The sequence below is a fragment of the Ligilactobacillus araffinosus DSM 20653 genome (genome assembly GCF_001435375.1).
Taxonomy (GTDB): Bacteria; Bacillota; Bacilli; order Lactobacillales; family Lactobacillaceae; genus Ligilactobacillus; species Ligilactobacillus araffinosus.
The window spans coordinates 145958-172218 of record NZ_AYYZ01000029.1 but is presented as its reverse complement, the minus strand read 5'-3'; the positions used below and the strand labels follow the sequence as shown (position 1 = coordinate 172218).

Here is a 26261-nt window from a genome sequence, read left to right as displayed (position 1 = left end):
AATAAAAGGTCGCAACGCGACCTTTTATCTTATCCCTTATGAGATTTTGATTTCTTATAATTCTTCTTTGGAAATGTTTGATTAATTTCCATTATTACCGGCATAATCACTGGATGACGTTTCGTTTGTTCATACAAAAAGTGATTCAGCTGATCACGAATATCCTGTTTAAGATGAGTCCAATCAAATTCCTTATTGTCAAGATTGTTTTGAACAACCTTCGTGACAATTTTTCGTGCTTCGGTCATTAAATCGCGACTTGTCTTCACGTACACAAATCCACGCGAAGTTAACTTCGGCGTATCAACAATTTTCCGTTTCTTCCGATCAATCGTTACAACCGCAATAAAGATTCCGTCTTCAGCAAGCAGCTTCCGATCCCGAAGGACGATATTTCCAATATCACCGACTCCAATTCCGTCAATTAATGTATTGCTTGCGTCAATTGCCGGCGCTGGTTGGAATTTTCCGTGAGCGTATTGAAGAACATCACCCTTATTGACCATTAAAATGTGATCACTTTCAATTCCTGTTTCCAAGGCACACTCCTTCGTAGCGTCTAATTGCCGATATTCTCCTTGAACTGGAATAACATAATTTGGCTTCAAAAGGTTAAACATCAACTGAAGATCATTTCGACTCGCATGCCCTGACAGGTTAAGATCATCTGCAACTGTCTTGACCGTTGCTCCTGAACGGAAAATCATATCACGTGTCCGGGCAACATTTGTTTCGCGTGCTGGTGACGGAGTTGAAGTAATTAATACCAAATCACCTTGATACAACTTAACTGACCGATGACGGCCAAGAGCCATCTTTTGTAATGATTTCAATGGTTCACCAGAACGTCCGGTTTGCAAAATGACGATTTGATTATCCTTCAAATCATTAATTTCCTTCACATCAACAAAAATATTATCGGCTGGCAAATGAAGTTTATCAAGCTTAATGGCAGTCTGGACAATTTTTTCAACATCATGTCCAATCATCGCAACTTTACGGTCATTTTGATATGCTGCACACAATACCTGTTGAATGCGCGCTAAATTTGATGAATGAGCTGAAACAACGATCCGTCCATTATGGTACTCAAACGTGTCCATAATGTAATCCATTACGTCTTTTTCATTTTCAATTTCGATTGGATTTTCAGCATTCGTCGAATCACTTAAAACTGCAAGCACCCCTTGACGCCCAATTTCAGCAATCCGTCCAAAATCAGTTTGGTAACCATCCGTTGCTGTTTGGTCAAACTTAAAATCTCCGGTGTAAACAATATTCCCTTGGTCAGTTTCAATTACAATTCCAAGAGATTCTGGAACCGAGTGAGTCGTCTTAAAGAATGAAACCGTTACGTCGCCAAAATCGATCTCCGTTTGATCATCAACAATGTGAAAATCATTAAACTTCTTTGCTTGCGGAACATTTTCACACGCAATTTTAGCTAATGCCACTGTTAATTCTGAACCAAAAACTGGAACCGGATGATTTTCAACAAAATAAGGAAGTGCTCCAATTGCATCCGCATGACCATGAGTCAAAAAGATGCCAGCAATCCGATTGGCATTTTCTTCCAAGTATTCCAAATTTGGAATTACAATATCAATTCCCAAAAGTTCATTTTCCGGGTACATTAACCCGCAATCTAAAATAAAAATCTGATCATCAACCTCAACGGCATACATGTTTTTCCCGTTTTCACGGACACCGCTGAGGATATCTAATTTAATATCACTCATATTTTCACTCCTAAAAATTCTTAAATTCTAACCGTTCAAATCAATTAATATTAAGTATACCACAGTTTAATCATTTGATTTAATTCAAGAAATTTTAGCTAGAAAAAAAGTGCTTGGAAACCCAAGCACCCCATTAATAAGATTAACGACGTAAACCTAAACTCTTGATTAATTCACGGTAACGTTGAATATCTGTGTTCCGTAAGTATGCAAGTAAGTTACGACGGTGACCGATTTTCTTCATCAAACCGCGTTGAGCAGCAAAGTCTTTCTTATGTTCCTTAACGTGATCGTTTAATTCGTTGATATCAGCAGTTAAAACAGCGATTTGAACTTCCGCTGAACCTGTGTCGCCTTCATGACGAGCATACTTCTTCATGATTTCGTTTTTCTTTTCTTGTGTAATAGCCATAATGACTTCCACCCTTTCATTTAGTAGTCGCCTTATACCGAGTAAAACGTCGGTGAATCGAAATTTACTCAGTAAGAGGTCTGTGTTAAACACGAGGAATATTTTATATGAATCACCAGATAAAATCAAGTCTGTTTTAGTGTCAAGCGAAACTCCTTGACAAACTTTGATTTTTTTATTGCATTGTCGGAATTGCTCTTGTATAATTGTCTATGTTAAAGTTTAGTGATGACCGGTAACGGAATTCATAATTTTGGAGGTGAAATCATGCCAATCATCAAATCAGCTATTAAACGTGTAAAGACAAGCGAAAAAGCTAACAGTCGCAATTCTTCACAATTAAGCAAGATGCGCACTGCTGTTAAGAAATTTGAAAAAGCTGTTACTGCTGGTGCAGATAACATTGAAGAACTTTACCAAGCAGCTGTTTCTGCAGTTGATAAGGCAGCTTCAAAGGGCTTAATTAAGGCTAACAAAGCAGCTCGTGACAAGTCACGAATGGCAGCTCGTTTAAACAAGTAATTTTTATTAATTAATAAAATAAAAAAGCTGGATTAATTTCCAGCTTTTTTATTTTGATTAAATTTTAACAAAAACATCTGAAACAACAATTCTGAATCTTGAGATGTTGATTTCATTTTTTCCTCATTTTCAAGCAATCCAAGATAAGCTTTTCTTAAATCGCCAAGCGAAAAACGTTTGATCTTTCTCAAAGCTAACTTTACCCGGTATGGATGAACCTTTAACGTTCCAGCAATGTTCCCTTGAGCATAACCATGTTTATGCAAAACCTTAACTTGTAACAGTAACCGAAAATTTCCTAAAAGGATCGCATTGATTTTCAACGGCTCTTCCTGTTGATCAAGTAATTCATGATACATTTTCAAAGCTGCCGCTCCATTATGCTTCATTACCAGATCAATTAAATCAAATACATTTTGTTCAAGTGAGGTTGCGACAAGTTGCTTTACGTATTCAGCAGTTATCAAACGCTCTTCGCCGGCAGCGATTATCAATTTCTGAAGTTCATTAATTGCTATTTCAATTTTAGATCCTGTCTTTTCAAGCAATAGTTGAAGCGCTTGGGGTTCAATTTCAACTTTTTTTCGTTTTAACACGTGGATCAATTCCGTCTGAACTTCTTTTTCAGTCATTAAATGATTATCAACCACGTTCCCATTTTGTTTTAACAGCTTAACAACTTTCTTCCGCTCATCAAGTTTCGGATAAGGTGCAATGATTACTAAAATCGTTGTTGGTTGTGGATCTTGAATATAGTTGATTAATCCGTTCACATCATGTTCGATCTTACTTTTTTTGTTTTCCCCCGTTAAAAAATACGGATTAGTAACCATTACAAGTCGATACTCACCAAAAAACGGAACTGACATTGCATCGTCAAGAGCCGTACTTAACGGAACGGTTTCCATGTCATATTGACCAACATTAAATTCCCGCTCCTCATCCGGAATTAGGTCAAGGTAGGCTTGACGGATCCGTTGAATCTGATATTGCTCTTCGCCGAGAATTATGTTTACCGGATTCACCTTCCGTTCTTTTATATTTAAAATTAATTCATTTACATTCACTTTATTTACCTCTTTAACCACTCAATTACGTTAATTTTTGAATCACTGATTTCAACCTGAATCATTCCACTTTTAGCGGTATTTAAAAATGGAATTGCTCGTTCATTAAATGTTTGAAGCGTTTCTAAATTCGGATGATGATAACGATTATTTTTTCCAACTGAAATGATTGCCAGTCTAGGCGTAATCTGATCAATAAATTGCGGATCAGATGATGTTTTACTCCCGTGATGTCCTGCCTTTAACACATCAATTTTCAAATCTGGGTAACGATCAATTACCTTTAATTCACCTGCACGATCAAGATCGCCGGTAAACAAAAAGTGATAATTCCCAATTTTTTGATATAAAACCATTGAATCTTGATTAGTTCCTTTCCCCTCTTCAAACGGGTGCATGATTTTGAAATCTTTATTCGAAACCTGATCCGTTACCGGAATGATTTTTTTCACAGGTTGACTCAGCCATAATAATTTTTGCTGAAAAGATTCCAATTTCTCCATTCCAGCGGGAACATAAATCTTATTATACCTGATTTGCTTTCCAATACTTACCATATATCCAATATGATCAGTATCTTGATGAGTTAAATATAGACCATCGACCGTCGTTAATCCCTTACTTAAAAGGTAATTAGCAATGATTCGTTGTCCAGCAGTTGGACGCTTAAATGATTGTTTCCTTCCATAATTTAATTTTCCACCAGTATCGATCAAAATCACCCGATGCTGAAACGCTTTTTGAATTAACGTTGCATCTCCCTGGCCAATATCAAAGTAAATGACCTTTGACTTGATTGGGAAATAAATCCACAGCCAGCTTCCTAAATAAAGCATTCCGATAATTCCCCATTTTATAAACCGATGACGCCGATTTCCAAGGAAAAACATCATTAGGACAATTAAACTTCCAACTACAACCGGAAGTTTTCCAAAAGTAACTGTCGACGGAATCGTTGCCAACAAGCAAAATCCTTGATTTACCAGCCGTAAAAGCTGATTACAAATTTCTCTGACTCCTGGAACCAAACTTCCCAAAAGCGTCATTGGAAAAATCAGTTTCTCAAAAATCCACCCAACGGCAAATGCAAGTCCAGATGTTAAAACATTCCATTGATACGTACTGTTTAAAATTAACGGGATACTAAAGTTATTCAATTTAAAGTTCATTCTGAATGCTGACTCACTGTTTACAAGCAAAAGAATAAATGTCATCAGATAACTCAATAACGCACCTAACGAAAAGAACATTAAAGGAAATTTGAATAAACTAACAATTAACACAATGCTCCAACATTCAATCCCGCTTAATCCCCGCTTCAAAATAAACTGGGACAAAATTGCAAGCCACGCCATCAAAATTGCTCGTGAAAGGCTTAAACTTCCACCACCAATGATCAAATAAAATGGAAATCCTAATAGTAAAATTAAATCAATTTCTTCGATTGGAATTTTAAAAAGCGTTCCTACCATCATTAAATATTTACGAATAAAAAAAACATGCATTCCCGATAAGCAAAACAGATAAAGTAATCCGAGTTTGCGAATTTGCGTGATCATAACTTGAAAATCATCATCAATAATGCCTAAAATCAGTGCCTTTGCATAATTTTTTAATGCAGTTGGCAATCGATTAAGATTCTGAAGTACCGTGTTTCGAAGCAAATGACCACAATCAGTTCCAAGATTCGAATGGCCATTCTCAATCCGATGGATTTTAGTAATTTGGACAATTTGATTAATATTTCGACTTTGAAGAAATTGCCGATAATCAAATTGATTTTCATTGGTTGGCTGATCAGGAAGCTTCACTTCAGCATCAACGTTAAATAATAAACATCCTTTTTGCTGATTTAAGCTCTCTCGTTCATTATCATTTTTAAAAAAATAAATTACTTTAACACGTCTGTTTTGAATACGATCAACCGCATCAAACGAAACTATTTCATCAGAAATTTTTAGCTGATCAGCATATGTTTGATAAACCCGTTTTTCAACCTTATAGCTTTCAAAATGCTGGGTCAGATTTCGAATCGTAGGAATCATGAATAGTCCCCATAAAATTCCAAAAATTATTCCACCGATAATTAGTGACCGCCATTTAGTCAATCCGATTCGAATAATAATAACAATTAACAGAAAACATGCTAGTAAATTTCGGGAAACGATCCAATAGTTAATCGCAAGCGCTTCAAGGGCATAAAATAATAGAAAATACTTTCGAAAAATTATTCCGCGTTTTCGTCAGCAACTTGAACAACCGATTCGAGATATTTAGGATTAATTTTCACCTGTTCAACCTCGATATTTTTCTTTTTAAGTAATGAAACAGCATACGGATCATTATGATAATTTCTCAAATAATGAATTTTCTTGATTCCGGCTTGTAAAAGACTCTTCGTACATTGCAAACATGGAAAATCAGTTACGTAGATTTCCGCTCCGCTTGTCGGAATGCCAAATTTTGCACACTGCAAAATGGCATTCATCTCAGCGTGAATCGTTCGTAAACAATGACCGTCAACTAAATAACATCCTTCATCAATACAGTGCACATCACCAGAAACTGAACCATTATAACCGCCAGCAATGATTCGGTCATCACGCACCAAAATTGCTCCCACTGAAAGCCGTTTGCATGTTCCTCTCATTGACAGTAAAATTGCCTGACACATAAAATACTGATTCCAAGGGATCCGTTGATTTTTCATAAAAACACCTCCGTTAATATTAATTATTATATACCTAGAAGCTTATACACAAATTTGTTCTGCCAAAGTTGCCAAACTTTTTTCACCAAAGCCGTTTACATTTTTTAATTCCTCAACCGACTTAAATTGTCCATGCTGTTGCCGGTATTCAAGAATTTTTTGCGCTTTCTTTTCACCAACGCCAGTTAATCCTTTCAGTTGTTCAAGAGTTGCCGTATTTAAATTAACCTTTCCGTTCGAATTGGATTCAGTGACCATTGGATTTAATGTCGTTCCCGAATTCTGTCCCGAAATCGAATTGACAATCGGAATCTTTTCGCCCCTTCGCGGAATATAAATTACCATTTGATCAGTAATTTTTTGTGCAAGATTGACCTGAATGGGATCTGCTTCCGGCGTATAACCGCCGGCTTTTTGAACCGCATCCCCGACGCGTTGCTGGGCTGCCATTTGATATGCTCCGGGATGAAGAACAGCTCCTTTAATATCAACATAGACATCCCCAGTTGAAGCTGTTAGAGATTTTATTTCTCCGGCCTGGTTCTTTTTCGATCTTTGACTGATCGACATTGACCGAATATCATTCATCGATTGCTGTTCATTCGACTGTCCGCCGATGCCAGGTAAAAATAAAAAGCCTAAAATTCCAACCACTAATCCGCCAATAATTATCTGAATCCGGTATTTTTCCCAAAATTCTTGAAGAGACTCAATCAACATTTCATTTCCTCCTTGAAGCTTGCCTACTATTAACTACGAAAAAAGAAAGCCGGTTTGATAAAATCAAATCGACTTTCCTTAACTTTATTATTTTGTTTTTTCCAAATATTCAAGTGCTTGATTAAAGGTTCGTACTGGAACGATCTTCATCTTGGTGTGAATCTTCTTCGCAGCTTTTTTCGCTTCTTGATAATTTGTTTGTAAATCAGGATAAGCTTTTTTGATTGCTGGCGGGATCGGGTTATCCGGGACAAAGAAAATTGATGCCCCTGCTCGTGATGCAGCAACCACCTTTTTATCAGCGCCACCTATATCCCCGACTTGTCCTTGAGCATTAATTGTTCCCGTTCCTGCAACCTTACGCCCATGAAGAAGATTTTGATGGGTCACATCATCATAAATCTGCAATGACATCATCAACCCTGCCGAGGGACCTTCAATTCCATCCATATTAGCTTGAACCTTGACCGGCGTTTTGACTTCGGTTCGGTCTGCAAGCGTAATTCCGATTCCATACTGTTGCGTATCCCCTAAACGTTTCGTAATTCCTGTCAATGTTTTATGTTTCGATCCGCTTAAAACCCCAATCTTGATTTTTGAGCCGCGAGGTAAACCTTTAATGTAGTTAATATACGCTTGCGAATCGCCAAAATGTTTTCCATTTACAGATTGAACCGTATCACCAACATGGAGTTTGCCTTTAAAACTCGAATTCGGCATTACTGACATCACATATAATCCTAAATACTTACGTTCAACCTTCTTATGAGCTGCTTTAAAAGCAATATACTTTGCTTCATTAATTGCATCTTGCATGTAATACTGCTGAACAGTCTGGTAATCCTTTTCGTTTGATCCCTGATACAGATCAGCTGCGCTGTCACGATCAGCAAACGGATTCAAAAAACTCATCGCATAAGACAATGGTGTTGCGTGCATTTGACGAATATAAACCAGCATCAACGTCCCATCTTGATTGGCAGTCTTTTTCGGTTGATTGTCAACTTGAATATATTGCGAAATATTCTGGGCTGATCCAGGAACCTCAATATAATACGGGATTGGCAAAAAGACAGCCAACACCATAATTGCTGCTAAAATTACTACAATAATTAATTTCTTACTTTTCTTTTTCATTAAATTTTACCTCGAGCATTGCCTGCGCTTTTGCCGGCAAAAACTTAACTGTATCCCCGTGAAACCGTCCAATCTCTTTGACGATCGATGATGAAATTGACGCAACTTTCGGTGAAGTCGGCAACAATAGCGTTTCAATTTTTGAATCTAGTTCCCGATTCATTGTTGCAATTTGCTGTTCAAATTGAAAATCTTCAACGTTGCGAACTCCTCGTAAAATCACATTTACACCTAACTTAGCGGCCGTCTTAACGGTCAATTCATCTGCCATCGCAATGACCTTTACATTTGGATAAGCCCGAACGGCATCCGTTACCATGGCCATTTTTTCTTCAATCGAAAATAACGCATGCTTGCTTGAATTCGTCATGATTGCTACAACTAATTCATCAAACATCCGACTTCCGCGGTCAATTACATCTAAATGACCGTTTGTAATTGGATCAAAACTCCCAGGAAACATCGCTTTCATTTTAATCACCTACATAATGATAAATTGTGAGTACCGTGATTCCATACGTCACGGCCTTCAAAAATTCGAATCCATCAATTTTTTGAGGAAGTCCTGCATTTTGATCAGTTTCGCACATAATGGTTGCTCCTGGATTCAGCAATCCCAATTCCTTCATTTTTAATAAATCGTCAACGATTTTTTGTTGCTTATATGGCGGGTCAAGAAATACCAAATCAAACTTAATTTGCTTTTCAGCCAACTTCGCCAAGGCTTTGCGGGCATCAGTTTTAAAAATCTGAAATTGGTCTTCCGCCTTCGTAACCGCCACATTTTCCTTGATCGTCTTAATTGCTTGGTACTGTCGGTCAATCAGGTAGGCCTGAACCGCTCCCCGCGAAACGGCTTCAATACTTAAGCCCCCGCTTCCAGCAAATAAGTCAAGGACATTGCCGCCATCGAAATACGGACCGATAATATTAAACATTGATTCCTTAACCTTATCCGTTGTCGGACGGGTCTTCATTCCCGGAACCGCCTTTAATCTTCGGCCTCCAAACTTTCCTGCAATAATTCTCATTTGGCTTCACTCTTCATTTTCTTAAATTTTTCACGATCTTCTTCAGTCATTTCGTAATGTTTTCCATCTTCCGAGCCAGAATATTCAACTCGCAGAAATGGCCGGACTGAAGGTTCAACGTGTTTGACAAACCTTAATTTCTTTAAACGTTCAATGTTGCCTTCCACATCAGCTTGGTCCATATAAAGAACAACATATTTCATTTTCTTTGAAATATATTGAATTTGCCCAAACTTACGTAATTGTCTACTGTTTCGTAACCGATACAGATAAACGATCACCCCTTGACGTGGATTTTCTTCAAATTCTGTCATTTCAATTCACTCTATTTCTTGTAATATTCAAACGGATCGATTTCAGTACGTCGTTTCTGATTAGCCGAAATATTCATTACCATTCCAAGAGCTGCCGAAAGAACCAACATACTGGATCCCCCGTATGAGACAAACGGGAATGTAACCCCAGTGATTGGCAAAAGGCCGATTACCGCCCCAATGTTAAAGAACGATTCAACGAATATAAATGTTCCAACACCAAAACAGAAAAGACGATTATATAAATTATTCGACCGAATTCCAACCAAGTAAATTCGTAAAATAATAAATAATAATAAGATGATCAACACGGCCGCCCCAATAAACCCAAGCTCTTCCGTTGTAACTGACAAAATAAAATCAGTATATGGTTCCGGTAAATATCCCCGTTTTTCAATACTATTTCCAAGGCCCAGACCAAAGAATCCGCCATTACTGATTGCATAGTATGAGTTAACTAACTGACGGCCAACGCTAGTTGAGTATTTAAACGGATGATAAAACGCCGTGAATCGTTGAATCTGATAAAAGTGCGAGCTTAGATCTTGAATAAATTTAAGTCGTGGAACCTGTAACATAATAATAAACAAAATAATCAATCCAATCAGAAAAGTTGGATTATTAACTCGATTCCATTTACTTGTTTCTGGGTCCCGGTAAGTAAGGTACATGATCATGATAATTGCAAAGTTGATCATGAATCCCCCAACATCCGGTTCAATCAAAATCAATCCTAAAATAATCACAATAAAAAAGTAAGGACCATTTCCATGACCTAATCCTTGTTCGCGCCGATCAGCCCAGTTTGAAAAGGTATAGGCACAGAAGAGGATATTAAACAACTTGGCAAATTCTGATGGTTGAATGCTGATAAAGCCCAGTGGAATCCATCCATTTGCCCCATTAATTGCATTTGTAAAAAAACGAGCAATTATTAACAAAATGGCCATAACGAAAAATCCTGCCATTAATAGCTTTGAATTGACCCACCACTTTGTCTTGAAATGAGCTAGCAAGAACATCAAAATCATTCCAACCACAACGTAAGCTGCTTGCTTGATCATATATGATGCTGAATTTATTCCAACGTATGATAAATTGATTGAACTTGCCGAGTAAACCATCAAGATTCCAATAACACACAGAATCGCATACGGAATAAACAGCATCCAATCAAAATATTTCAATTTCTCTCTAATCTTTTTTAACATATTATATATTAGGTCCAGAAGTGATTAATAACCTAATGCTTAACCACCCTTCTAAATATTTTGAAACATTCTGTAAAATTATACCATAAAATAATCCGCAATAAGTTTACAAAATGCTAACTAAAAAAGAGCCGCCGCAGCGACCCTTTTCAGTCAAATATTATTGTTTAGCACGCTTATCACGTTTAGCTGCTTTTTCACGGGCATTTGTATTTAAGATCCGCTTCCGCAACCGTAAGTGATTTGGTGTAACTTCGAGCAATTCATCTTCATTTAAGAATTCCATACTTTCTTCCAATGTAAGGTGTTCTGGAGTCTTAATCGTTGCTGTTTGGTCCTTTGCAGCTGCCCGAACGTTAGTTAAGTTCTTTCCTTTTGTAACGTTTACTGAAATGTCACGTTCACGGGATGATTTCCCAACGATCATTCCTTCGTAAACTTCTGTACCTGGATCAACAAAGATCGTTCCGCGACCTTCAACCCCCATGATAGCATACGTTGTTGCCTTGCCTTGGTTGATTGATACCAAAGCACCATTCCGGCGTCCAGGTTCCCAGTTCCGAATAACTGGTTTGTATTCATCGAATGTGTGGTTCAAAATTCCATATCCACGTGTCATTGACAAGAATTGTGAATCATAACCAATCAATCCCCGAGTTGGAACTGAGAATTCCAACCGTGTTTGACCATTGCCGTTTGGTTCCATATTCTTCATTTCACCTTTACGTTGTGCCAATGAATCAATGATTGAACCAGTATATTCATCCGGCGTATCAATTGTAACTGCTTCAAACGGTTCTGAAAGCTTGCCGTCAATTTCGCGGTAAATAACTTTTGGCCGTGAAACAGCTAATTCAAAGCCTTCACGCCGTAATTCTTCAATTAAAATTGAAAGGTGCAATTCACCACGACCTGAAACTGTCCATGCATCTGGTGAATCAGTATCTTCAACCTTCAATGAAACGTCGGTGTGAAGTTGCTTTCTTAACCGATCTTCAATCTTCCGGGCAGTAACCTTATCGCCATCCTTACCAACAAACGGTGAGTCACTTTGCATAAATGTCATCTGCAATGTTGGTGGATCGATCCGCAATAATGGCAATGCATCTGGATAATCAACTGGACATACAGTTTCCCCAACGTTGATTTCTTCCATTCCTGAAACGGCAATCAAGTCGCCGGCCTTAGCTTCTTGAATTTCAACTTGGTTAAGTCCCATGAATCCGAATAATTTTGTAACCCGGAAGTTTTGTTGTGAACCGTCAAGTTTCATAACCGTAACTTGGTCGCCAACCTTGATTTTTCCACGAAATACACGTCCGATTCCAATCCGGCCAACGAAGTCATTGTAATCAAGCATTGCAACTTGGAATTGTAATGGTTCATCAGAATTATCAACTGGTGCAGGAATCGTATCTAAAATTGTCTTAAAGATTGGCTCCATTGTGTGTTCTTGAGTTGATGGATCTGGATCCATTGAAGTTGTTCCGTTAACAGCTGATGCATAAATTACAGGGAAATCAAGTTGATCTTCATCTGCACCAAGTTCAATAAACAAATCAAGAACTTCGTCAACAACCTCTTCTGGCCGTGCCCCTTGACGGTCAATCTTGTTAATCACAACGATTGGTGTCAAGTGTTGTTCTAAGGCTTTTTTCAAAACAAACCGCGTTTGCGGCATTGTTCCTTCAAAAGCATCAACAACCAAAAGAACCCCGTCAACCATCTTCATGATTCGTTCAACTTCACCACCAAAATCGGCGTGCCCTGGGGTATCAAGAATATTAATTTGCTTATCGCCATATTTAACGGCTGTATTCTTTGAAAGGATCGTAATTCCACGTTCCTTTTCAATATCATTTGAATCCATTGCACGATCGCTAATTTCAGTGTGTGAATCAAGCGTATCAGATTGTTTTAACATTTCGTTAACTAATGTCGTTTTACCGTGGTCAACGTGCGCAATAATAGCAACATTGCGGATGTCTTCGCGTCTTTTCAATGTTTATCTTCCCTTCGTTTTTCTTTTTTACGCAAAAAGTGCATTTTCATCAATTTTGAAAACCACCTATGTAATTTTCAAATAGTGTCATAAAAAAACTGTGACCACCGCCACAGTTAATATTAGGCTTTGATAATTTCATTAATCTTTTCATTTGCGCTTTTTGTCGATACTAATACAACTTTTGATGATAGCACATCAATATCAGTTCCGTCAATCGCCTGAACAACTAAACCAAGTTCTTCGGCGAGAATTTTTCCAGCAGCATAATCCCAAGCATGCAACCGGGAAACATAACCCAATGTTTTTCCCGTTAAAACGTTGATAAATTCAATTCCTGCACTGCCATACATGCGAACACCGGAAGTTTCGCGAGCAATTTCTTGAAAATGATATTCATCATTTAAAATCATCGGCAAGCCCGCGCCCAAAAGACCTTCGCGTAACGTTAAATCCTGTGGTGCATCTAAGCGTTCAAAGTTTCGATAAACGCCAATTGACTTTCCACCCCAGTAAAGTTCATTATTTCGGACATCAAGAATGTAGCCCAAAATCGGTCGATGATTTTGATAAATCGCAATCATGCTGGCAAAATTATCTTGTTGCTTGACAAAATTCATCGTGCCATCAATCGGATCGATCACGAAGAAAAGGCCATCAGCATCTTGCAAAGCATCCTTTTCGCTTTCCTCACCCATGATTTTCGCATTTGAAAAACTTTCATGAATGTGATCAATATAAAACTTTTCGATTTTTTTATCCATATTAGTTACCAAGTCATTACGGTTTGACTTGGTATTGATATCCAGCTTCGTATTAAAGCTTGCAAGAATCATTTCACGCGCTTCGAACATCCACCGTTTAATTTTTTCATCAATTACTTGCCATTCCATTATTTTTCCACCTTCACACGTTCTTTAGATGAGTTACTTACCGTTTTAATTGCTTGATAAATACTGTATCCTGACAACTCCTTAAATTTGCGGTCAAGCTGCTTTTGAGCAGCAATCGACGGCTCAATTGTCTTAAACTTCCGCACCATTTTCATGAATTTATCCCTTGCAACGCCTGTCGTGTAAGCATCTTCAACTTGAGCATAAAACTGAACCATTGCGATGATTTCATCCTTTGACCATTCTGGCATCAACGGATATTCATAGTCTTCTTTCATATCTACCAATCACCCTTTTTAGATTTAAGATATAACTCTAAAATCATTATACTTTGTGGTATGATTAATGGTAAAGTATTAATCGTAATAAGGAGGAAATTTACATGATTACAATGGATAACATTATCCGTGAAGGTCATCCAACACTGCGTAAGCGGGCTGAAAAATTAACCTTCCCCTTATCAGAAGAAAATCAAAAACTTGCCCATGATTTAATGGAATTTCTTGAAAATAGTCAAGATGAAAAAATTGCTGAAAAATATCATTTACGGGCAGGAGTAGGATTGGCTGCCCCACAAGTTGACCGTTCAATTCGGATGACAGCCGTTCTTGTGCCCGGGGCTGAAGGTGAAGATCCAATCTTTAAACACGTTTTAGTCAATCCAACAATCGTTAGTGAATCAGTTCAAAAGGCTGCTTTAGCTGAAGGTGAAGGTTGTCTTTCAGTTGATCGTGATGTTCCTGGCTATGTTCCCCGAGCCGATCGCATTAAACTGCGCTGGTTTGATCTTGATGGTAATGAACATGTTCAGCGATTAAAAGATTATCCTGCAATCGTTGTTCAACATGAAATTGATCATTTAAATGGAATTTTGTTCTTTGATCATGTCAATAAAGATAATCCATTCAGTGTCCCTGAAGGAACTTTGATTTTAGAATAATTTGCTGAAATAAAAAGAAGCTGCGACATCAAGTCGCAGTTTCTTTTTATTTTGTCCGATCTGACCTGGCAACATCTTCAACATACAACCACGTTTCAGCATTTGTAATATGTGAAACATCGACGTGTAAGACCCCGGCAAAAATCCAAATATCTGATACAGCAAATATTGGATGACCATCATATGCAACAAGATGTTTCTCATTTGCGTATATTTGTAATCTTTCAGTTAATTCTTTCTTGATTTTAGTAAGATCCTGGGTTTCAATTTGTGGGATTTCAATTGAATATTCAAACGCCGTTACTTTACTTCCCCAGATATTTGAAACAAACTCTGAATGCAATTTGATTGGCTTTTCAAAACCGATCATCGAAACCTGCTGAATTGCCGCTGTAAATGCTTCATCTGTAATTTTTTGACTTTCCTTTTGAACTAAAAGCAAAGCTTTCTTTTTCTTTTGACTTTTCCAAACTAAGATTGTGGTCCCAGCAACCAAAATTACCATGATTATCAAAATCCGCTCTAGCATTTTAATCACCTACCATTTTCATTATAAAACACGTTGCTTTAAATCACTAAATTGGAACATTTATTCTTGAATTGATTTGCTTTCTATACTTAATTTCTTCAATATGCTAAAATAGAAATAATTATTGTGTAAGCAATCCTTGTTCGGTAATTTTAAAATAATACATTATTAAAGGAGATTTTAATATGATTTTTAAAGTATATTATCAACCAACCAAACGAATCAACCCGCGGCGTGAAAACACAGAAACTTTATATCTTGAAGCCAAGTCAGAAGTTGAAGCCCGGTTGCTCGTTGAAGAAAACACAGAATATAACGTTGAATTTATCGAAGGCCTCGATGACAAGACTTTAGAATATGAAAAGCAAAGCGAGAACTTTAAGTTAACGGAGTTTTAGCCTATGAAACAGCTTAAAGTAAAAAATAACGAAACGGCTGTTTTTGCGATCGGCGGTCTTGGTGAAATTGGAAAGAATATGTACGGAGTCCAATTTCAAGATGAAATCATCGTGATTGATGCTGGAATCAAGTTCCCTGAAGATGATTTACTTGGAATCGATTACGTCATTCCAAACTTCCAATACCTCGTCGCTAATAAACAGAAAGTTAAAGCTCTTGTAATTACTCACGGTCATGAAGACCACATTGGGGGAATTCCATATTTACTTAAGGAAATCAATGTTCCGATTTATGCGGGGCCCCTTCCCCTTGCACTGATCAAGAGCAAGCTTGATGAACATGGATTACTTCGGACAGCCGAGTTACATGAAATCAATGAAGACACTGTTCTTAAATTCAGAAAAACAAGTGTTTCATTTTTCAGAACGACCCACTCAATTCCAGATACTTTAGGAGTTGCAGTTAAAACTCCATCCGGAACGATCGTTGAAACCGGAGACTACAAGTTTGATCTAACACCGATTACCCACCAGCCACCGAACTTGCAAAAGATGGCTAAATTAGGTTCAGATGGTGTTTTGTGTCTCCTTTCAGACAGTACGAATGCCGAAATTCCAAACTTTACGAAATCTGAAAAATGGGTTGGTCATTCGATTCGCCACATCTTTGAAAAGGTTGATGGCCGGATCATATTCGCGACATTTGCCTCAAATATTTCACGAATTCAACAAGCGGCCGATGCTGCCATTAAACGCGGTCGGAAAATTGCTGTTTTTGGAAGAAGTATGGAAGCTGCAATCGTAAATGGACGCGAATTAGGATACCTTGACATCCCGGAAGATGCGATCGTTGATGCCCGAGATATCAATAACCTTCCCGCAAATCAAGTCATGATTTTATGTACAGGATCTCAAGGTGAACCAATGGCAGCGTTAAGTCGAATTGCTAACGGAACCCACCGGCAAGTATCAATTCAACCTGGCGATACGGTTGTTTTCTCAAGTTCACCAATTCCAGGAAACACAACTAGTGTTAACCGGGTAATCAATGAACTTGAAGAAGCCGGTGCCAATGTCATCCACGGAAAAGTCAATAATATCCATGCTTCCGGTCATGGTGGCCAAGAAGAACAAAAATTAATGTTGCGGCTGATCAAGCCAAAATTCTTCATGCCGATTCACGGCGAATATCGAATGTTAAAAATTCACACTGAATTGGCTGAAGAATGTGATATTCCGCAAGACCATTCATTTATCCTTGAAAACGGTGACGTTTTGGCACTAACAGCAGACTCTGCCCGGGTTGCTGGTCACTTCAATGCAAGTGATGTTTATGTTGACGGTTCTGGAATCGGTGATATCGGTAACATCGTCCTGCGTGATCGGAAGGCCCTTTCAGAAGAAGGATTAGTTGTCGTTGTCGCAACGATCGACATGAAGAAACATAAGATTATTGCGGGGCCTGACTTCCTTTCACGGGGATTCATCTACATGCGTGAATCTGGTGAACTGATCAGTAAAGGTAAACGCCGGATTACACGGACAATTAACCGGGTCCTTAAAAATAATAAGAAAATTACTGAAGCAATGATCAAAGATGCCATTATTTCTGATTTACAATTGTTCCTTTATGAACAAACTGAACGGCATCCGATGATTTTACCAATGCTTGTAACAATTTAAATCGAGCAAAAAAGATTGCGCTATTCGGCGCAATCTTTTTTATTCATTTGACTAAATAATTTGGCTTGTAATTTTTTTGTAACATGAGATAATTATTTTAGACAAGATCAATAAGGGAGCGGAAAAAATGAAATCATTTTACGTGATTGCAAATCCACACGCGAATTTAGGCAAATCTCAAAAAGATTGGAAACAAATTCAAAATTATCTAGACGAACATGACGTGGATTATCAGGCAACCGAAACCAGTGTTGCTGGCGATGCTCAAACTAATATTCAAGCTTTCCTTAAAAATCTTGATTACGTTGACTATGAAAAATACGTTGTTCTCGTGATTGGTGGCAATGGAACTTTAAATGAGGTATTAACGGGGATTAAAGAAGCTGATATTCATGATTTACCGCTTGCCTTCATTTGTACAAGCAAACATCATCAATTTGCTGATCAGCTTGGAATTGCGCCTAATCCCCTCGTTGCCCTCCAACAAATTTTAAATGCAACCGAAGCAGTCCAATATTCATTGATTCAATACTATGAATCTAATCATGAAGAGACAGGTTACTTTTTAGATAACTATTCAATTGGAATGACAGCTAACCTTGCCAATCTTCAATCACGTGAACGTCACCACTGGTTGCGCACCCATTGTCGGTGGTTTGCAAACGTCATCGACATTTGCAAAGCATATTACAATAGCGCAGATGCTTTCAATGCAACCCTCCGAATCGGGCATAAGTATAAATTTTACAAACGGGCATTTATCGTTAACATTCAAAATCGGGCTCAAGAAAGTGACTTTTCAAATAACGATCAATCAATTGAAATCACAATCGTTGATCGCGTCAATATTTTCCTGTTTTTGATTCTTGTTGCAACCCGAAAATTCAGCGATCCTTCTAAATTACCATTTGTTCATCATTGGCGGACCAATACCCTTCACATCACCGTTAACTCGCTTGAACAAACCCAAGTCGATTGTCGTGAATTAGGAGGCAAATATAACGACCTTTATTTAAAATTGATCAATTATCCGTTTTGGATCAATGCCGATAGTGTTTCCCTTGAAGAACGGCGGCAAAAATAAGAGACTGTGGCATAAGTCGCAGTCTCTTTACTATATCCGTATAATCGAATTTCAAAACAAACGAGCCGAGTAGAAGTTCGAAAATCCCCAAATCTATGCTACGCGATTCGCTCATTTTTAATGTTTTGTCACACCTTCGGTTTTTGTTCCATAAAATTCTTTGGTTGAATCCCATTCATTCCAATCATTGGATCTATTTTTCCACTTTCAATTAATGAATTTGTTAACACATTTAAACCTTGATTTGTCTCTTGCTCATCTGATTTCGCTGTCTCAATTTCATCTTCACTATCAGTTTCATCTAATAAATTAACCTTTTCATGATCACCAAACGCTTCCCATAGCATTTCTTTCAATCCGGTTTGTCGGTTCGAGGAAACGATTGAAACTGACTTTTCAAATGCATCAACTTCACCTAATAAAATCAGTTTTTGTTTTGCCCGGCTGACCGCCGTATAAAGCAAATTTCGCGCGAACATCCGTGAAAATTGACGAACCATTGGTAAAATGATCAGTGGAAATTCGCCCCCTTGCGATTTGTGAATTGACATGCAATATGCAAGGGTCAGTTGGTTCCAATTGCGCTTTTCATAACCAACTTCATTGCCATCAAAATCAACGATTATTTTATCTGCTGGAATATGGTTTTTGGCACTTTTAAGATCGATTCCAATTACCTTTCCAATATCGCCATTGAAGATATTGTGTTCTGGATCATTAACAAGTTGCAAAACCCGATCACCGATTCGGAAGACTTGTTGGTTGACTTGAACTTCTTTCCGTCCATGTTTTGCAGGGTTAACAATGGCCTGCATCCGGTTATTTAAACTATCGATTCCAGCCACTCCCTTATACATTGGAGCAAGAACCTGCAGATCATCGATCAAATTTCCTTTACTAATCCATAACTTAACAACCTGTTCAAGAACATCTGGAACCTGAAACGCATTGCATGCGATAAATGAGCGATCGGCATGCTGTTGCGTAAAATCAGTTGGTAATTGTCCCTGCTGAATGCTATGTGACAATTCAACAATTGATGAATCATCCGATTGCCGGTAAATTCGCGTTAGTTCCTTTTTTGGTAATTGATCACTTTCAAGCAAATCTGCAAAAACCTGTCCCGGGCCAACTGATGGCAACTGATCCTTGTCACCAACGAAAATTACCTGCATATTATATGGAATTGCACCCAATAAAACATCCATTAACTCGGTATCAACCATTGACGTTTCATCGATAATCAACAAATCACCTGAAAGCTCGGTCACTTTACTTTCTGATAACTCCTCATCATGCCCGTTAATCCCAAGCAGCCGATGAATTGTTCTTGCTGGCAAGCCCGTTGTTTCTGTCATCCGTTTGGCAGCTCGGCCAGTTGGGGCAGCCAATAAAATTGGAAGATGCGAGTCATCTTTTTGCTGTTGAATTTGTTTAAGATCAATTCCATTTAATTCCGCGAACATTGCCACGATTCCGTTAATAATGGTTGTTTTTCCTGTCCCGGGTCCTCCAGTTAACAAAAAGCATCGTGAATTCAACGCCGTAAAAATTGCATCCTGTTGCACATCATCATACTGGATTCCAAGATGGCGTTCAATTCGGCGTAAAATTTTAGCAAGCTTCTTTTCATCATAATTCTTTTGATCCTGATTTGTCGCAATTGTATACAGTTTATTAGCAATTCCGTGTTCTGCATGATAGAGCCGGCGAACATAAATATGCTGTTGATCCGCAACGATTCGGTGTTTCTTTTCAAGTTCGATAATTTGATCCGCCACAATTTCCGGATCAATTGCGGTTTGTCGGCCCTTTTCAAGCAAAGTGATTGCATTTTCAATTACCTGACGACTAGTTGCATACGTATTCCCGCTTTCATAACAAAAATCACTTAAAACTTGAAAAATCGCCCCGCGAATTCGAACGGCCGAATCATCCTTGATACCGATTTGGTTTGCAATTTGATCAGCCTTCATGAACCCGATTCCATCAATATCAATTGATAACTGATACGGATTTTCATTGATCACTGTCAATGACTTTTCATGATACTTTGCAAAAATCCTAGCTGAAATTTTGCTTGAAAAACCGTAATTATTCAGTCCAATGATGATGGTATCAGTTTGATTATTGTCCTTAACCCCTTCGATTAAGGTTTGCGCTTGCCGGGAGCTTAAACCAAGTTCCTGCGCGCGTTCAGGATCCTGGATCAAAAGGTTTAAAGCATCATCGCCTAAAATTTTAACAATTCGTTCAGCTGATTTTTTCCCAATTCCCGGAAATTTATCACTTGAAAAATAATGGACAAGACCTTCCGTCGTATCCGGAACATCAACTTCGTACGTTTCCGCCTTGAATTGCTTACCATAACGCGGATGATCAACGACATGGCCAATAAATCGGTACTCATTTTCTTCCTGCAGATTAGCAAAGTCGCCCGTCACCGTGATCGTATGCTCTTTCCAATCAAAATTCGTTTCCTTCACACTAATTAAAATTACCTTGTAGAAACTATCATTGCTTTGGAAAAAAACACTTTTGACCCGTCCCTTTACAAATTGCTGTTCATTTTGAATTAACTCTTGCTGGGTGTTATTCATCATCTTGATCCTTTGATTTAATTGCACGTTGAACGTCACTTAATCGCTCTTGCATCCGGTCATAATAATCCTGGTCAAGTTGCTTGACCTTATTAAAATACTCATCTGCAGCTTCCGGACTTTCCTGAGTAAACTTGATCATCCCTAACTGAAAGAGTGCTCGTAAGTCCGTATCATCCATCTCAAGCACCTGTTGATAAAAATCCTCTGCCTGATCAAACTTTCCCAATGCTAAAAAGCAGTCGGCTAATAATCGCTTAGGCTCTTTATCTTGCGGCATTTCATCACTAGCTGTTAACGCAAAAACCATTGCTTGCTGATACTTTTGTTGAGCATAGTTTGCCTGACCAATCATTAAGTATGCTTCCGCCTTTAGCTTGCAATCCGTAACCTTTTGAAACTCTTGAATTGCTTCACTGTACAGGCCTGCTGAATAAAAAACATTGCCAAGGCCATAAGTTAGAAGGTCAACTTTCGCCGGTTGATCGCTGAAAATGTTGATTGCCCGCTTAAAAAGTTCTTCTGCTTGAGGAAAACTTTGCATTTCAGTCAAAATTGTTCCCAGTTGATAATAATTATCCACATTGTATGGATCCTGATCAATTGCTTGAACTAGCTTATGCGTAGCTTTTTCAGCTTCTTGTGTTTTTTTATCTTCTTTTGTCATCTTCTCATTCCTCAAATAATATCAGTCGGATCTAATTTTCGTTTTAAATAATCAGTTTTATTCCACGCAATGCATTTAAAATGCTGTCCGTCCGTAGTTTTTAAAATAGTTGTACTTGTATTGGCCAACCCGCCGCGTTCGCGAATCTTCGCTAACGGAACGCCCAACAAATGCCGGGTTTCTGCTCCAAGTGCAGCTCCATGACTGACAACCAAAATATTACCTTCTGGATAACGTTGATAAATTGCTTGGATCTTCGGTGTCATTCGCTTAAATAAATCTTCATATGATTCACCGCCAATTGCAGTCGGATCATATTTATCTGGATGATAACGGAAATTTTCAACCATTTCTGGATACTTCTTTTCAGCATCCACGAACTTCATTTTTTCCATTTTTCCTAAATTAAATTCCATAAATGCTGGATCCGCTTCAATTTTTAATCCAGGTTGATCAAGATTCTTATTGATTTCTTGTGCCGTTGTCATCGTCCGCTTCAATGGACTGCAGTAAATCTTTGCAAATCGGATCTTCTTACTATTAAAATACGCAGCTAATTGCTTGATTTCCTCATAACTTTCTGGAAGTAGCGGTGAATCGCCATGTGATCCTTGATAGCGTCCTTCCGAATTCCATTCCGTTTTTCCATGTCTTACAAAATAAAAAGTCGTCATTTCAATTTCCTCTTTAACATATTTAGTTTAATTATACATCAAAAAAATAGAGGCCGTGAGCTACCCACACCTCTACTCGTAATCTGATCTTAATTAAACGTATTGTAAAAGTTTACCTTCTTGATATGCATGATCAATCGTTCCGCTTCCAAGGCATTCTTCTCCATCATACAAGACAACTTCTTGTCCTGGGGTAACTGCCCGAGCTGGATCATCAAATTCAACGGTCATTGCTGTATGATCATCGTTTAAATGAACGGTCACACCGCAGTCTTTTTGACGGTAGCGGAATTTAGCCGTGCAGTGAAAGTCATTCCCATAACGGTCGATTGGAGCAACAAAACTTAATTGGCTTGCATCAAGGCTGGTTGCATATAAATGTTCGTTATGGTACCCCTGACCAACGTATAAAGTATTCGTCTTAATGTCCTTGCCAACCACAAACCATGGTTCATTACTCTTGCCATCGCCACCGATTCCCAATCCGCGCCGCTGACCGATCGTATAATTCATTAAACCGTAGTGTTGTCCTTTAACCTCACCTTCAAAGGTTTTCATTATTCCCGGTTGAGCCGGTAAGAATTCACCTAAGAACTTACTAAAATTCCGTTCACCGATGAAGCAAACTCCGGTTGAATCTTTTTTGTGAGCAGTTGCTAATCCGGCTTCTTCAGCGATCCGTCGAACTTCAGACTTTTGCATCCCGCCGATTGGGAACATTGCCTTTTGTAAATGCCTTTGGGTCAACTGACTTAAAAAGTAAGTCTGGTCCTTATTCGGATCCGCACCGCGAAGCATGTGCACAGTTCCGGCTTCATCCCGCCGAATTTGCGCATAGTGACCCATTGCAATGTAATCAGCATCAAGCTCCATTGCATAATCTAAAAATGCTTTGAACTTAACTTCCTTATTACATAAAACATCGGGATTAGGAGTTCGTCCGCGTTTATACTCATCAAGAAAATATGAGAAAACATTGTCCCAGTATTCCTTTTCAAAGTTAACGGAATAATATGGAATCCCAATTTTAGAGGCAACCTTAGCAACATCTTGATAATCTTCAGTTACCGTACAGACTCCGCTGTCATTTTTTTCATCCCAATTTTTCATAAAAACGCCGACAACATCGTAGCCTTGTTGCTTAAGCAAGTACGCTGAAACTGATGAATCTACACCGCCGCTCATTCCAACAACGACGCGTGTCTTGCTGTTATCTTTCATAAACTCACCATCATTTCATTTAGATTCTGAATCATCAACGATTTGAAGGTCGTTTTGTCCAGTAATGTTAATTATAAACGCGAAAAGCCTCCTATTGCAAGGAGGCTTTCTTACTTTTGATAAGCGAATTATACTTTTTCAATAATTTGTCGTTCAATTAAATTATCAAGAATGAAGTTTAATTGTTCCAAGTGAGTATCCACATCTTTCCCCTTGTGAACATCAACTTCACGCATTCCGTTGGCCGTCAACGTTGCCATCTTGAATTTTTTCAAGTCAGCTTCGACGGTCATTTTAAACTTAAATCCTTGATTATATGGTGAATTTGGATCCAATGATCGTTCTAATTCAAATTTGCCGGTCTTGGTTTCCATAAAACCAACATCGCGCAATGAATATTTCTTGATTTCCGGTGATAAACGATATTTTTGATTATCACCCTTGATTTGATTTACTTCTGTAAAAGCCATCGAACTTCCTCCTATTTCTTTAAAAAACGATTAATGATTTTGACAATTTGGTCAACTGTCTGATCGATTTCCTCAGCGGTATTTTCCATCCCAAAGCTGAACCGAATTGATTCGCGAATTCGAGGCGAATCTGAACCATACATTGCTTTTAAAACATGCGATGGTTCAAGCGAACCAGCCGTACATGCTGAACCCGCAGCAACCGCAATCCCATTGAGGTCCAAATTTGTAATAAAGGCATCATTCGGAATTCCTTTAAACCAAATGTTCAAAACGTGCGGTAATTCGCCTTCGTTCATTTTACCATTAATTTCAAAATCAATGTGGTTGGCTTTCAATCCATCAGTTAATTGTTTCTTAAAGCCGTAATACCGATCACGACGCCGTTGCTTTTCTTCAGAATTATCAATTTCAACTGCTTTAGCAAAACCCGCAATTGCCGGAACATTCTCGGTTCCAGCCCGGCGCGTGAGTTCCTGATCACCGCCTTTAATATATGAATCAAATTTAATTCCATCACGTTGATATAAAAAACCAAGAAATTTAGGTCCGTTTAATTTATGTGCAGAAGTTGATAGCAGATCAATGTGATCAGCTTGAACATCAATATCCAAAAGACCATATGCTTGAACGGCATCTGTGTGGAACCATGCATTCGAATCCGCAACGATTTCACCGATCTCGTGAATCGGCATTTTACTGCCGACTTCATTATTTCCAGTCATTACTGAAACTAAAATCGTATCATCGCGTAATTCTTTCTTTAAATCATCAAGACTGATTTCACCGTTTTGATCAACTGGCAGATACGTAACTTCAAATCCTTGAGTTTCAAGATACTGCATCGGCTTCAAAACCGCTTCGTGCTCAACCGCAGTCGTGATAATATGCCGGCCTTCGTTTTGCCGCTTCATCGCTGTTTGAATAATTGCAGTGTTATCACTTTCTGTTCCGCCACTTGTAAAGATAATCTCATTATCAAGCCGCGCGTTAATCGATTGGGCAATTATATGGCGACTCTGGTCCAAAATCGATCGGGCTTCTCTCCCCCATGAATTGACCGCTGACGCATTGCCAAAATTATTTTGCATTGCATCCGCAATAACCTTAACAACTTTCGGATCCATCGGCGTAGTTGCCGCATTATCTAAATAAATCCTTTCCATTTTTATGCCTCTTCTGATAATAAAGTTAAAATCATTTTTGCAGACCGTTTTCCTGCATCAATTACGAATTCGTCAAATGATTGACTTGCTTCTTCATCACCAACATCTGACATTGCACGAATAACTAAATATGGAATGTTAAATTCATGGGCAACTTGACCAACGGCTGCCCCCTCCATTTCACTGCAAAGCGCATCTGGGAAAATATTCTTAATTTGTTTGATCTTGGCAGTTGAATTGATGAATTGATCCCCTGTAACGATCAATCCTTCCCGGACTGGCAAACCGTTTTCTTCAGCAGCTTTTTTAACTGCTGCACGAAGGTCAGCATCAGCTTCAAAGATTTGCGGTTGACCAGGCATTTGACCCATTTTATAACCAAAAGCCGTTGAATCGGCATCATGATATGCTGTTCCAGTTGAAAGGACAACATCGCCAACGTGTATTCCATCACCAATTCCGCCAGCTGAACCAGAATTGATAATACAGTCTACTTGGAAATTATTTGCCAAAAATGCAGTATTAACTGCTGCTTGGACCTTACCAATTCCCGATTGAACAAGGACAACCTCATGTCCGTTAATCGTTCCGGTGTAGTATTTCATGTCAGCAATTGATTGTTCCTGCTTATTTGCTAACTTTTCAACCAACGTTTTAATTTCTTCTTCCATTGCACAAATAATTCCGTATTTCATTGTTTCCTCCTAAAAATTAACAAATCGCATAATCAAATATGTAATAATGATCAATCCGATTAAAATCCAAATTATTTTATTTAACTTTTTACCTAATAATTGAGCTTTGCGCTCATTTTCCTCATCTTGATGTCGTTTATTTTGTTCTGAACGTGACAAAACTTCATTGTCATCTTCAACAACTTTTTGAGAACGTTGCGGATGACGAAAGCGTTCAAGAAAAGAATTGTTTTTTTCATCCGCTGCTTGATGCCGGCGCAACGCTTTTCCTTCTGGTTCATCAGTAAAACTTGGCGTCTTACTTCTTCTTAATGGTTCATCTAAACCATCATTTTCCTGGTCGTAAAAATGACGTCCTTCATTATCCAAACTCATT

Annotated in this window: 28 protein-coding genes; 5 read left to right on the top strand and 23 right to left on the bottom strand. The window is 38.3% G+C overall.

Annotated features, from left to right (window positions below):
• Positions 1-29: 29 nt before the first annotated feature.
• Together FC64_RS05350 and rpsO are read right to left on the bottom strand one after the other, a co-directional pair.
• Positions 30-1739 carry a ribonuclease J gene (locus FC64_RS05350; RefSeq protein ID WP_057906890.1) on the bottom strand — a complete coding sequence of 570 codons (1710 nt, stop codon included), beginning with the start codon at positions 1737-1739 and terminating at the stop codon, positions 30-32.
• Positions 1740-1881: 142 nt separating this feature from the next.
• The gene (gene rpsO, locus FC64_RS05345) at positions 1882-2151 is read right to left on the bottom strand and encodes a 30S ribosomal protein S15 (protein WP_057827758.1); all 270 of its coding nucleotides are present in this window, start codon (positions 2149-2151) and stop codon (positions 1882-1884) included.
• A gap of 267 nt (positions 2152-2418) precedes the next feature.
• Here rpsO and rpsT point away from each other — a divergent pair, with 267 nt between their 5' ends.
• Positions 2419-2673, top strand: coding sequence for a 30S ribosomal protein S20 (rpsT, locus tag FC64_RS05340; protein ID WP_057906889.1), 255 nt, complete (start codon positions 2419-2421; stop codon positions 2671-2673).
• A 32-nt stretch (positions 2674-2705) separates the two neighbouring features.
• Here the strand turns inward: rpsT and holA are convergent, their stop codons facing one another.
• The 12 genes from holA to FC64_RS05280 form a co-directional block, all read right to left on the bottom strand.
• Positions 2706-3740, bottom strand: a complete 1035-nt coding sequence (gene holA, locus FC64_RS05335) for a DNA polymerase III subunit delta (RefSeq protein ID WP_057906888.1) — start codon at positions 3738-3740, stop codon at positions 2706-2708.
• Positions 3741-3745: 5 nt separating this feature from the next.
• Positions 3746-5878, bottom strand: a complete 2133-nt coding sequence (locus FC64_RS05330; protein WP_338033962.1) for a ComEC/Rec2 family competence protein — start codon at positions 5876-5878, stop codon at positions 3746-3748.
• Positions 5879-5967: 89 nt separating this feature from the next.
• On the bottom strand, positions 5968-6450 hold the full coding sequence (locus FC64_RS05325; RefSeq protein ID WP_057827754.1) for a ComE operon protein 2: 483 nt from the start codon (positions 6448-6450) through the stop codon (positions 5968-5970).
• Between the two features lie 42 nt (positions 6451-6492).
• Entirely contained in the window at positions 6493-7170 is a 678-nt protein-coding gene (locus tag FC64_RS05320; protein WP_057906886.1) for a helix-hairpin-helix domain-containing protein, read from the bottom strand.
• 87 nt (positions 7171-7257) lie between these two features.
• Positions 7258-8307: a SepM family pheromone-processing serine protease gene (locus tag FC64_RS05315; protein ID WP_057906885.1), complete on the bottom strand. Its 1050-nt coding sequence runs from the start codon at positions 8305-8307 to the stop codon at positions 7258-7260.
• Complete coding sequence (gene coaD, locus FC64_RS05310) at positions 8291-8779, bottom strand: pantetheine-phosphate adenylyltransferase (protein WP_420805060.1); 489 nt, start codon at positions 8777-8779, stop codon at positions 8291-8293. Before coaD ends, FC64_RS05315 begins: the two co-directional genes overlap by 17 nt.
• A 1-nt stretch (position 8780) precedes the next feature.
• On the bottom strand, positions 8781-9338 hold the full coding sequence (rsmD, locus tag FC64_RS05305; RefSeq protein ID WP_057906884.1) for a 16S rRNA (guanine(966)-N(2))-methyltransferase RsmD: 558 nt from the start codon (positions 9336-9338) through the stop codon (positions 8781-8783).
• Positions 9335-9652 (bottom strand): YlbG family protein, encoded by a 318-nt coding sequence (locus tag FC64_RS05300; protein WP_057906883.1) that lies wholly within the window; start codon positions 9650-9652, stop codon positions 9335-9337. Before FC64_RS05300 ends, rsmD begins: the two co-directional genes overlap by 4 nt.
• A gap of 11 nt (positions 9653-9663) precedes the next feature.
• Positions 9664-10863 (bottom strand): FtsW/RodA/SpoVE family cell cycle protein, encoded by a 1200-nt coding sequence (locus FC64_RS05295; RefSeq protein WP_057906882.1) that lies wholly within the window; start codon positions 10861-10863, stop codon positions 9664-9666.
• Between the two features lie 160 nt (positions 10864-11023).
• Complete coding sequence (gene typA, locus FC64_RS05290; RefSeq protein ID WP_057906881.1) at positions 11024-12865, bottom strand: translational GTPase TypA; 1842 nt, start codon at positions 12863-12865, stop codon at positions 11024-11026.
• A 122-nt stretch (positions 12866-12987) separates the two neighbouring features.
• Positions 12988-13761, bottom strand: coding sequence for an inositol monophosphatase family protein (locus FC64_RS05285; protein ID WP_202987281.1), 774 nt, complete (start codon positions 13759-13761; stop codon positions 12988-12990).
• Positions 13758-14036, bottom strand: coding sequence for a UPF0223 family protein (locus FC64_RS05280; RefSeq protein WP_057906879.1), 279 nt, complete (start codon positions 14034-14036; stop codon positions 13758-13760). The genes FC64_RS05285 and FC64_RS05280 overlap by 4 nt, the downstream gene beginning before the upstream one ends.
• Before the next feature lie 104 nt (positions 14037-14140).
• Between FC64_RS05280 and def the strand changes: the two genes are divergently transcribed.
• Positions 14141-14698, top strand: a complete 558-nt coding sequence (gene def, locus FC64_RS05275) for a peptide deformylase (protein WP_057906878.1) — start codon at positions 14141-14143, stop codon at positions 14696-14698.
• 46 nt (positions 14699-14744) lie between these two features.
• Here def and FC64_RS05270 read toward each other — a convergent pair whose 3' ends face one another.
• Positions 14745-15227, bottom strand: coding sequence for a hypothetical protein (locus tag FC64_RS05270; protein ID WP_057906877.1), 483 nt, complete (start codon positions 15225-15227; stop codon positions 14745-14747).
• A gap of 185 nt (positions 15228-15412) precedes the next feature.
• Here FC64_RS05270 and FC64_RS05265 point away from each other — a divergent pair, with 185 nt between their 5' ends.
• From FC64_RS05265 to FC64_RS05255, 3 genes are all read left to right on the top strand, one after another.
• Positions 15413-15625 carry a DNA-directed RNA polymerase subunit epsilon gene (locus FC64_RS05265; RefSeq protein WP_057827743.1) on the top strand — a complete coding sequence of 71 codons (213 nt, stop codon included), beginning with the start codon at positions 15413-15415 and terminating at the stop codon, positions 15623-15625.
• 3 nt (positions 15626-15628) lie between these two features.
• Entirely contained in the window at positions 15629-17308 is a 1680-nt protein-coding gene (gene rnjA, locus FC64_RS05260; RefSeq protein WP_057906876.1) for a ribonuclease J1, read from the top strand.
• Between the two features lie 127 nt (positions 17309-17435).
• A complete protein-coding gene (locus FC64_RS05255) occupies positions 17436-18392 on the top strand; it encodes a diacylglycerol/lipid kinase family protein (RefSeq protein ID WP_057906875.1) in 957 nt (318 codons plus the stop codon).
• Between the two features lie 128 nt (positions 18393-18520).
• Here FC64_RS05255 and recD2 read toward each other — a convergent pair whose 3' ends face one another.
• From recD2 to FC64_RS05215, 8 genes are all read right to left on the bottom strand, one after another.
• Positions 18521-20992 (bottom strand): SF1B family DNA helicase RecD2, encoded by a 2472-nt coding sequence (recD2, locus tag FC64_RS05250; protein ID WP_202987280.1) that lies wholly within the window; start codon positions 20990-20992, stop codon positions 18521-18523.
• Positions 20985-21659 (bottom strand): tetratricopeptide repeat protein, encoded by a 675-nt coding sequence (locus FC64_RS05245; protein WP_057906873.1) that lies wholly within the window; start codon positions 21657-21659, stop codon positions 20985-20987. The genes recD2 and FC64_RS05245 overlap by 8 nt, the downstream gene beginning before the upstream one ends.
• Positions 21660-21670: 11 nt before the next feature.
• Positions 21671-22333, bottom strand: coding sequence for a histidine phosphatase family protein (locus FC64_RS05240; RefSeq protein WP_057906872.1), 663 nt, complete (start codon positions 22331-22333; stop codon positions 21671-21673).
• Between the two features lie 93 nt (positions 22334-22426).
• Positions 22427-23554: a tRNA 2-thiouridine(34) synthase MnmA gene (gene mnmA, locus FC64_RS05235; protein ID WP_057906871.1), complete on the bottom strand. Its 1128-nt coding sequence runs from the start codon at positions 23552-23554 to the stop codon at positions 22427-22429.
• A gap of 128 nt (positions 23555-23682) precedes the next feature.
• The gene (locus tag FC64_RS05230; protein ID WP_057906870.1) at positions 23683-24024 is read right to left on the bottom strand and encodes a DUF1831 domain-containing protein; all 342 of its coding nucleotides are present in this window, start codon (positions 24022-24024) and stop codon (positions 23683-23685) included.
• A gap of 11 nt (positions 24025-24035) precedes the next feature.
• Positions 24036-25190: a cysteine desulfurase family protein gene (locus FC64_RS05225; protein ID WP_057906869.1), complete on the bottom strand. Its 1155-nt coding sequence runs from the start codon at positions 25188-25190 to the stop codon at positions 24036-24038.
• A gap of 2 nt (positions 25191-25192) precedes the next feature.
• A complete protein-coding gene (locus FC64_RS05220; protein WP_057906868.1) occupies positions 25193-25885 on the bottom strand; it encodes a 5'-methylthioadenosine/adenosylhomocysteine nucleosidase in 693 nt (230 codons plus the stop codon).
• 9 nt (positions 25886-25894) lie between these two features.
• Entirely contained in the window at positions 25895-26260 is a 366-nt protein-coding gene (locus FC64_RS05215; protein ID WP_057906867.1) for a hypothetical protein, read from the bottom strand.
• Position 26261: the final 1 nt, after the last annotated feature.

Bases quoted from the DNA above. Each gene is read 5' to 3' on its own strand.
- FC64_RS05350 (WP_057906890.1), bottom strand. From the start codon at position 1,739: ATGAGTGATATTAAATTAGATATCCTCAGCGGTGTCCGTGAAAACGGG.
- rpsO (WP_057827758.1), bottom strand. From the start codon at position 2,151: ATGGCTATTACACAAGAAAAGAAAAACGAAATCATGAAGAAGTATGCT.
- rpsT (WP_057906889.1), top strand. From the start codon at position 2,419: ATGCCAATCATCAAATCAGCTATTAAACGTGTAAAGACAAGCGAAAAA.
- FC64_RS05325 (WP_057827754.1), bottom strand. From the start codon at position 6,450: ATGAAAAATCAACGGATCCCTTGGAATCAGTATTTTATGTGTCAGGCA.
- FC64_RS05320 (WP_057906886.1), bottom strand. From the start codon at position 7,170: ATGTTGATTGAGTCTCTTCAAGAATTTTGGGAAAAATACCGGATTCAG.
- FC64_RS05315 (WP_057906885.1), bottom strand. From the start codon at position 8,307: ATGAAAAAGAAAAGTAAGAAATTAATTATTGTAGTAATTTTAGCAGCA.
- coaD (WP_420805060.1), bottom strand. From the start codon at position 8,779: ATGAAAGCGATGTTTCCTGGGAGTTTTGATCCAATTACAAACGGTCAT.
- rsmD (WP_057906884.1), bottom strand. From the start codon at position 9,338: ATGAGAATTATTGCAGGAAAGTTTGGAGGCCGAAGATTAAAGGCGGTT.
- FC64_RS05300 (WP_057906883.1), bottom strand. From the start codon at position 9,652: ATGACAGAATTTGAAGAAAATCCACGTCAAGGGGTGATCGTTTATCTG.
- FC64_RS05295 (WP_057906882.1), bottom strand. From the start codon at position 10,863: ATGTTAAAAAAGATTAGAGAGAAATTGAAATATTTTGATTGGATGCTG.
- FC64_RS05280 (WP_057906879.1), bottom strand. From the start codon at position 14,036: ATGAAAGAAGACTATGAATATCCGTTGATGCCAGAATGGTCAAAGGAT.
- def (WP_057906878.1), top strand. From the start codon at position 14,141: ATGATTACAATGGATAACATTATCCGTGAAGGTCATCCAACACTGCGT.
- FC64_RS05270 (WP_057906877.1), bottom strand. From the start codon at position 15,227: ATGCTAGAGCGGATTTTGATAATCATGGTAATTTTGGTTGCTGGGACC.
- FC64_RS05265 (WP_057827743.1), top strand. From the start codon at position 15,413: ATGATTTTTAAAGTATATTATCAACCAACCAAACGAATCAACCCGCGG.
- rnjA (WP_057906876.1), top strand. From the start codon at position 15,629: ATGAAACAGCTTAAAGTAAAAAATAACGAAACGGCTGTTTTTGCGATC.
- FC64_RS05255 (WP_057906875.1), top strand. From the start codon at position 17,436: ATGAAATCATTTTACGTGATTGCAAATCCACACGCGAATTTAGGCAAA.
- recD2 (WP_202987280.1), bottom strand. From the start codon at position 20,992: ATGAATAACACCCAGCAAGAGTTAATTCAAAATGAACAGCAATTTGTA.
- FC64_RS05245 (WP_057906873.1), bottom strand. From the start codon at position 21,659: ATGACAAAAGAAGATAAAAAAACACAAGAAGCTGAAAAAGCTACGCAT.
- FC64_RS05240 (WP_057906872.1), bottom strand. From the start codon at position 22,333: ATGACGACTTTTTATTTTGTAAGACATGGAAAAACGGAATGGAATTCG.
- mnmA (WP_057906871.1), bottom strand. From the start codon at position 23,554: ATGAAAGATAACAGCAAGACACGCGTCGTTGTTGGAATGAGCGGCGGT.
- FC64_RS05230 (WP_057906870.1), bottom strand. From the start codon at position 24,024: ATGGCTTTTACAGAAGTAAATCAAATCAAGGGTGATAATCAAAAATAT.
- FC64_RS05225 (WP_057906869.1), bottom strand. From the start codon at position 25,190: ATGGAAAGGATTTATTTAGATAATGCGGCAACTACGCCGATGGATCCG.
- FC64_RS05220 (WP_057906868.1), bottom strand. From the start codon at position 25,885: ATGAAATACGGAATTATTTGTGCAATGGAAGAAGAAATTAAAACGTTG.
- FC64_RS05215 (WP_057906867.1), bottom strand. From the start codon at position 26,260: ATGAGTTTGGATAATGAAGGACGTCATTTTTACGACCAGGAAAATGAT.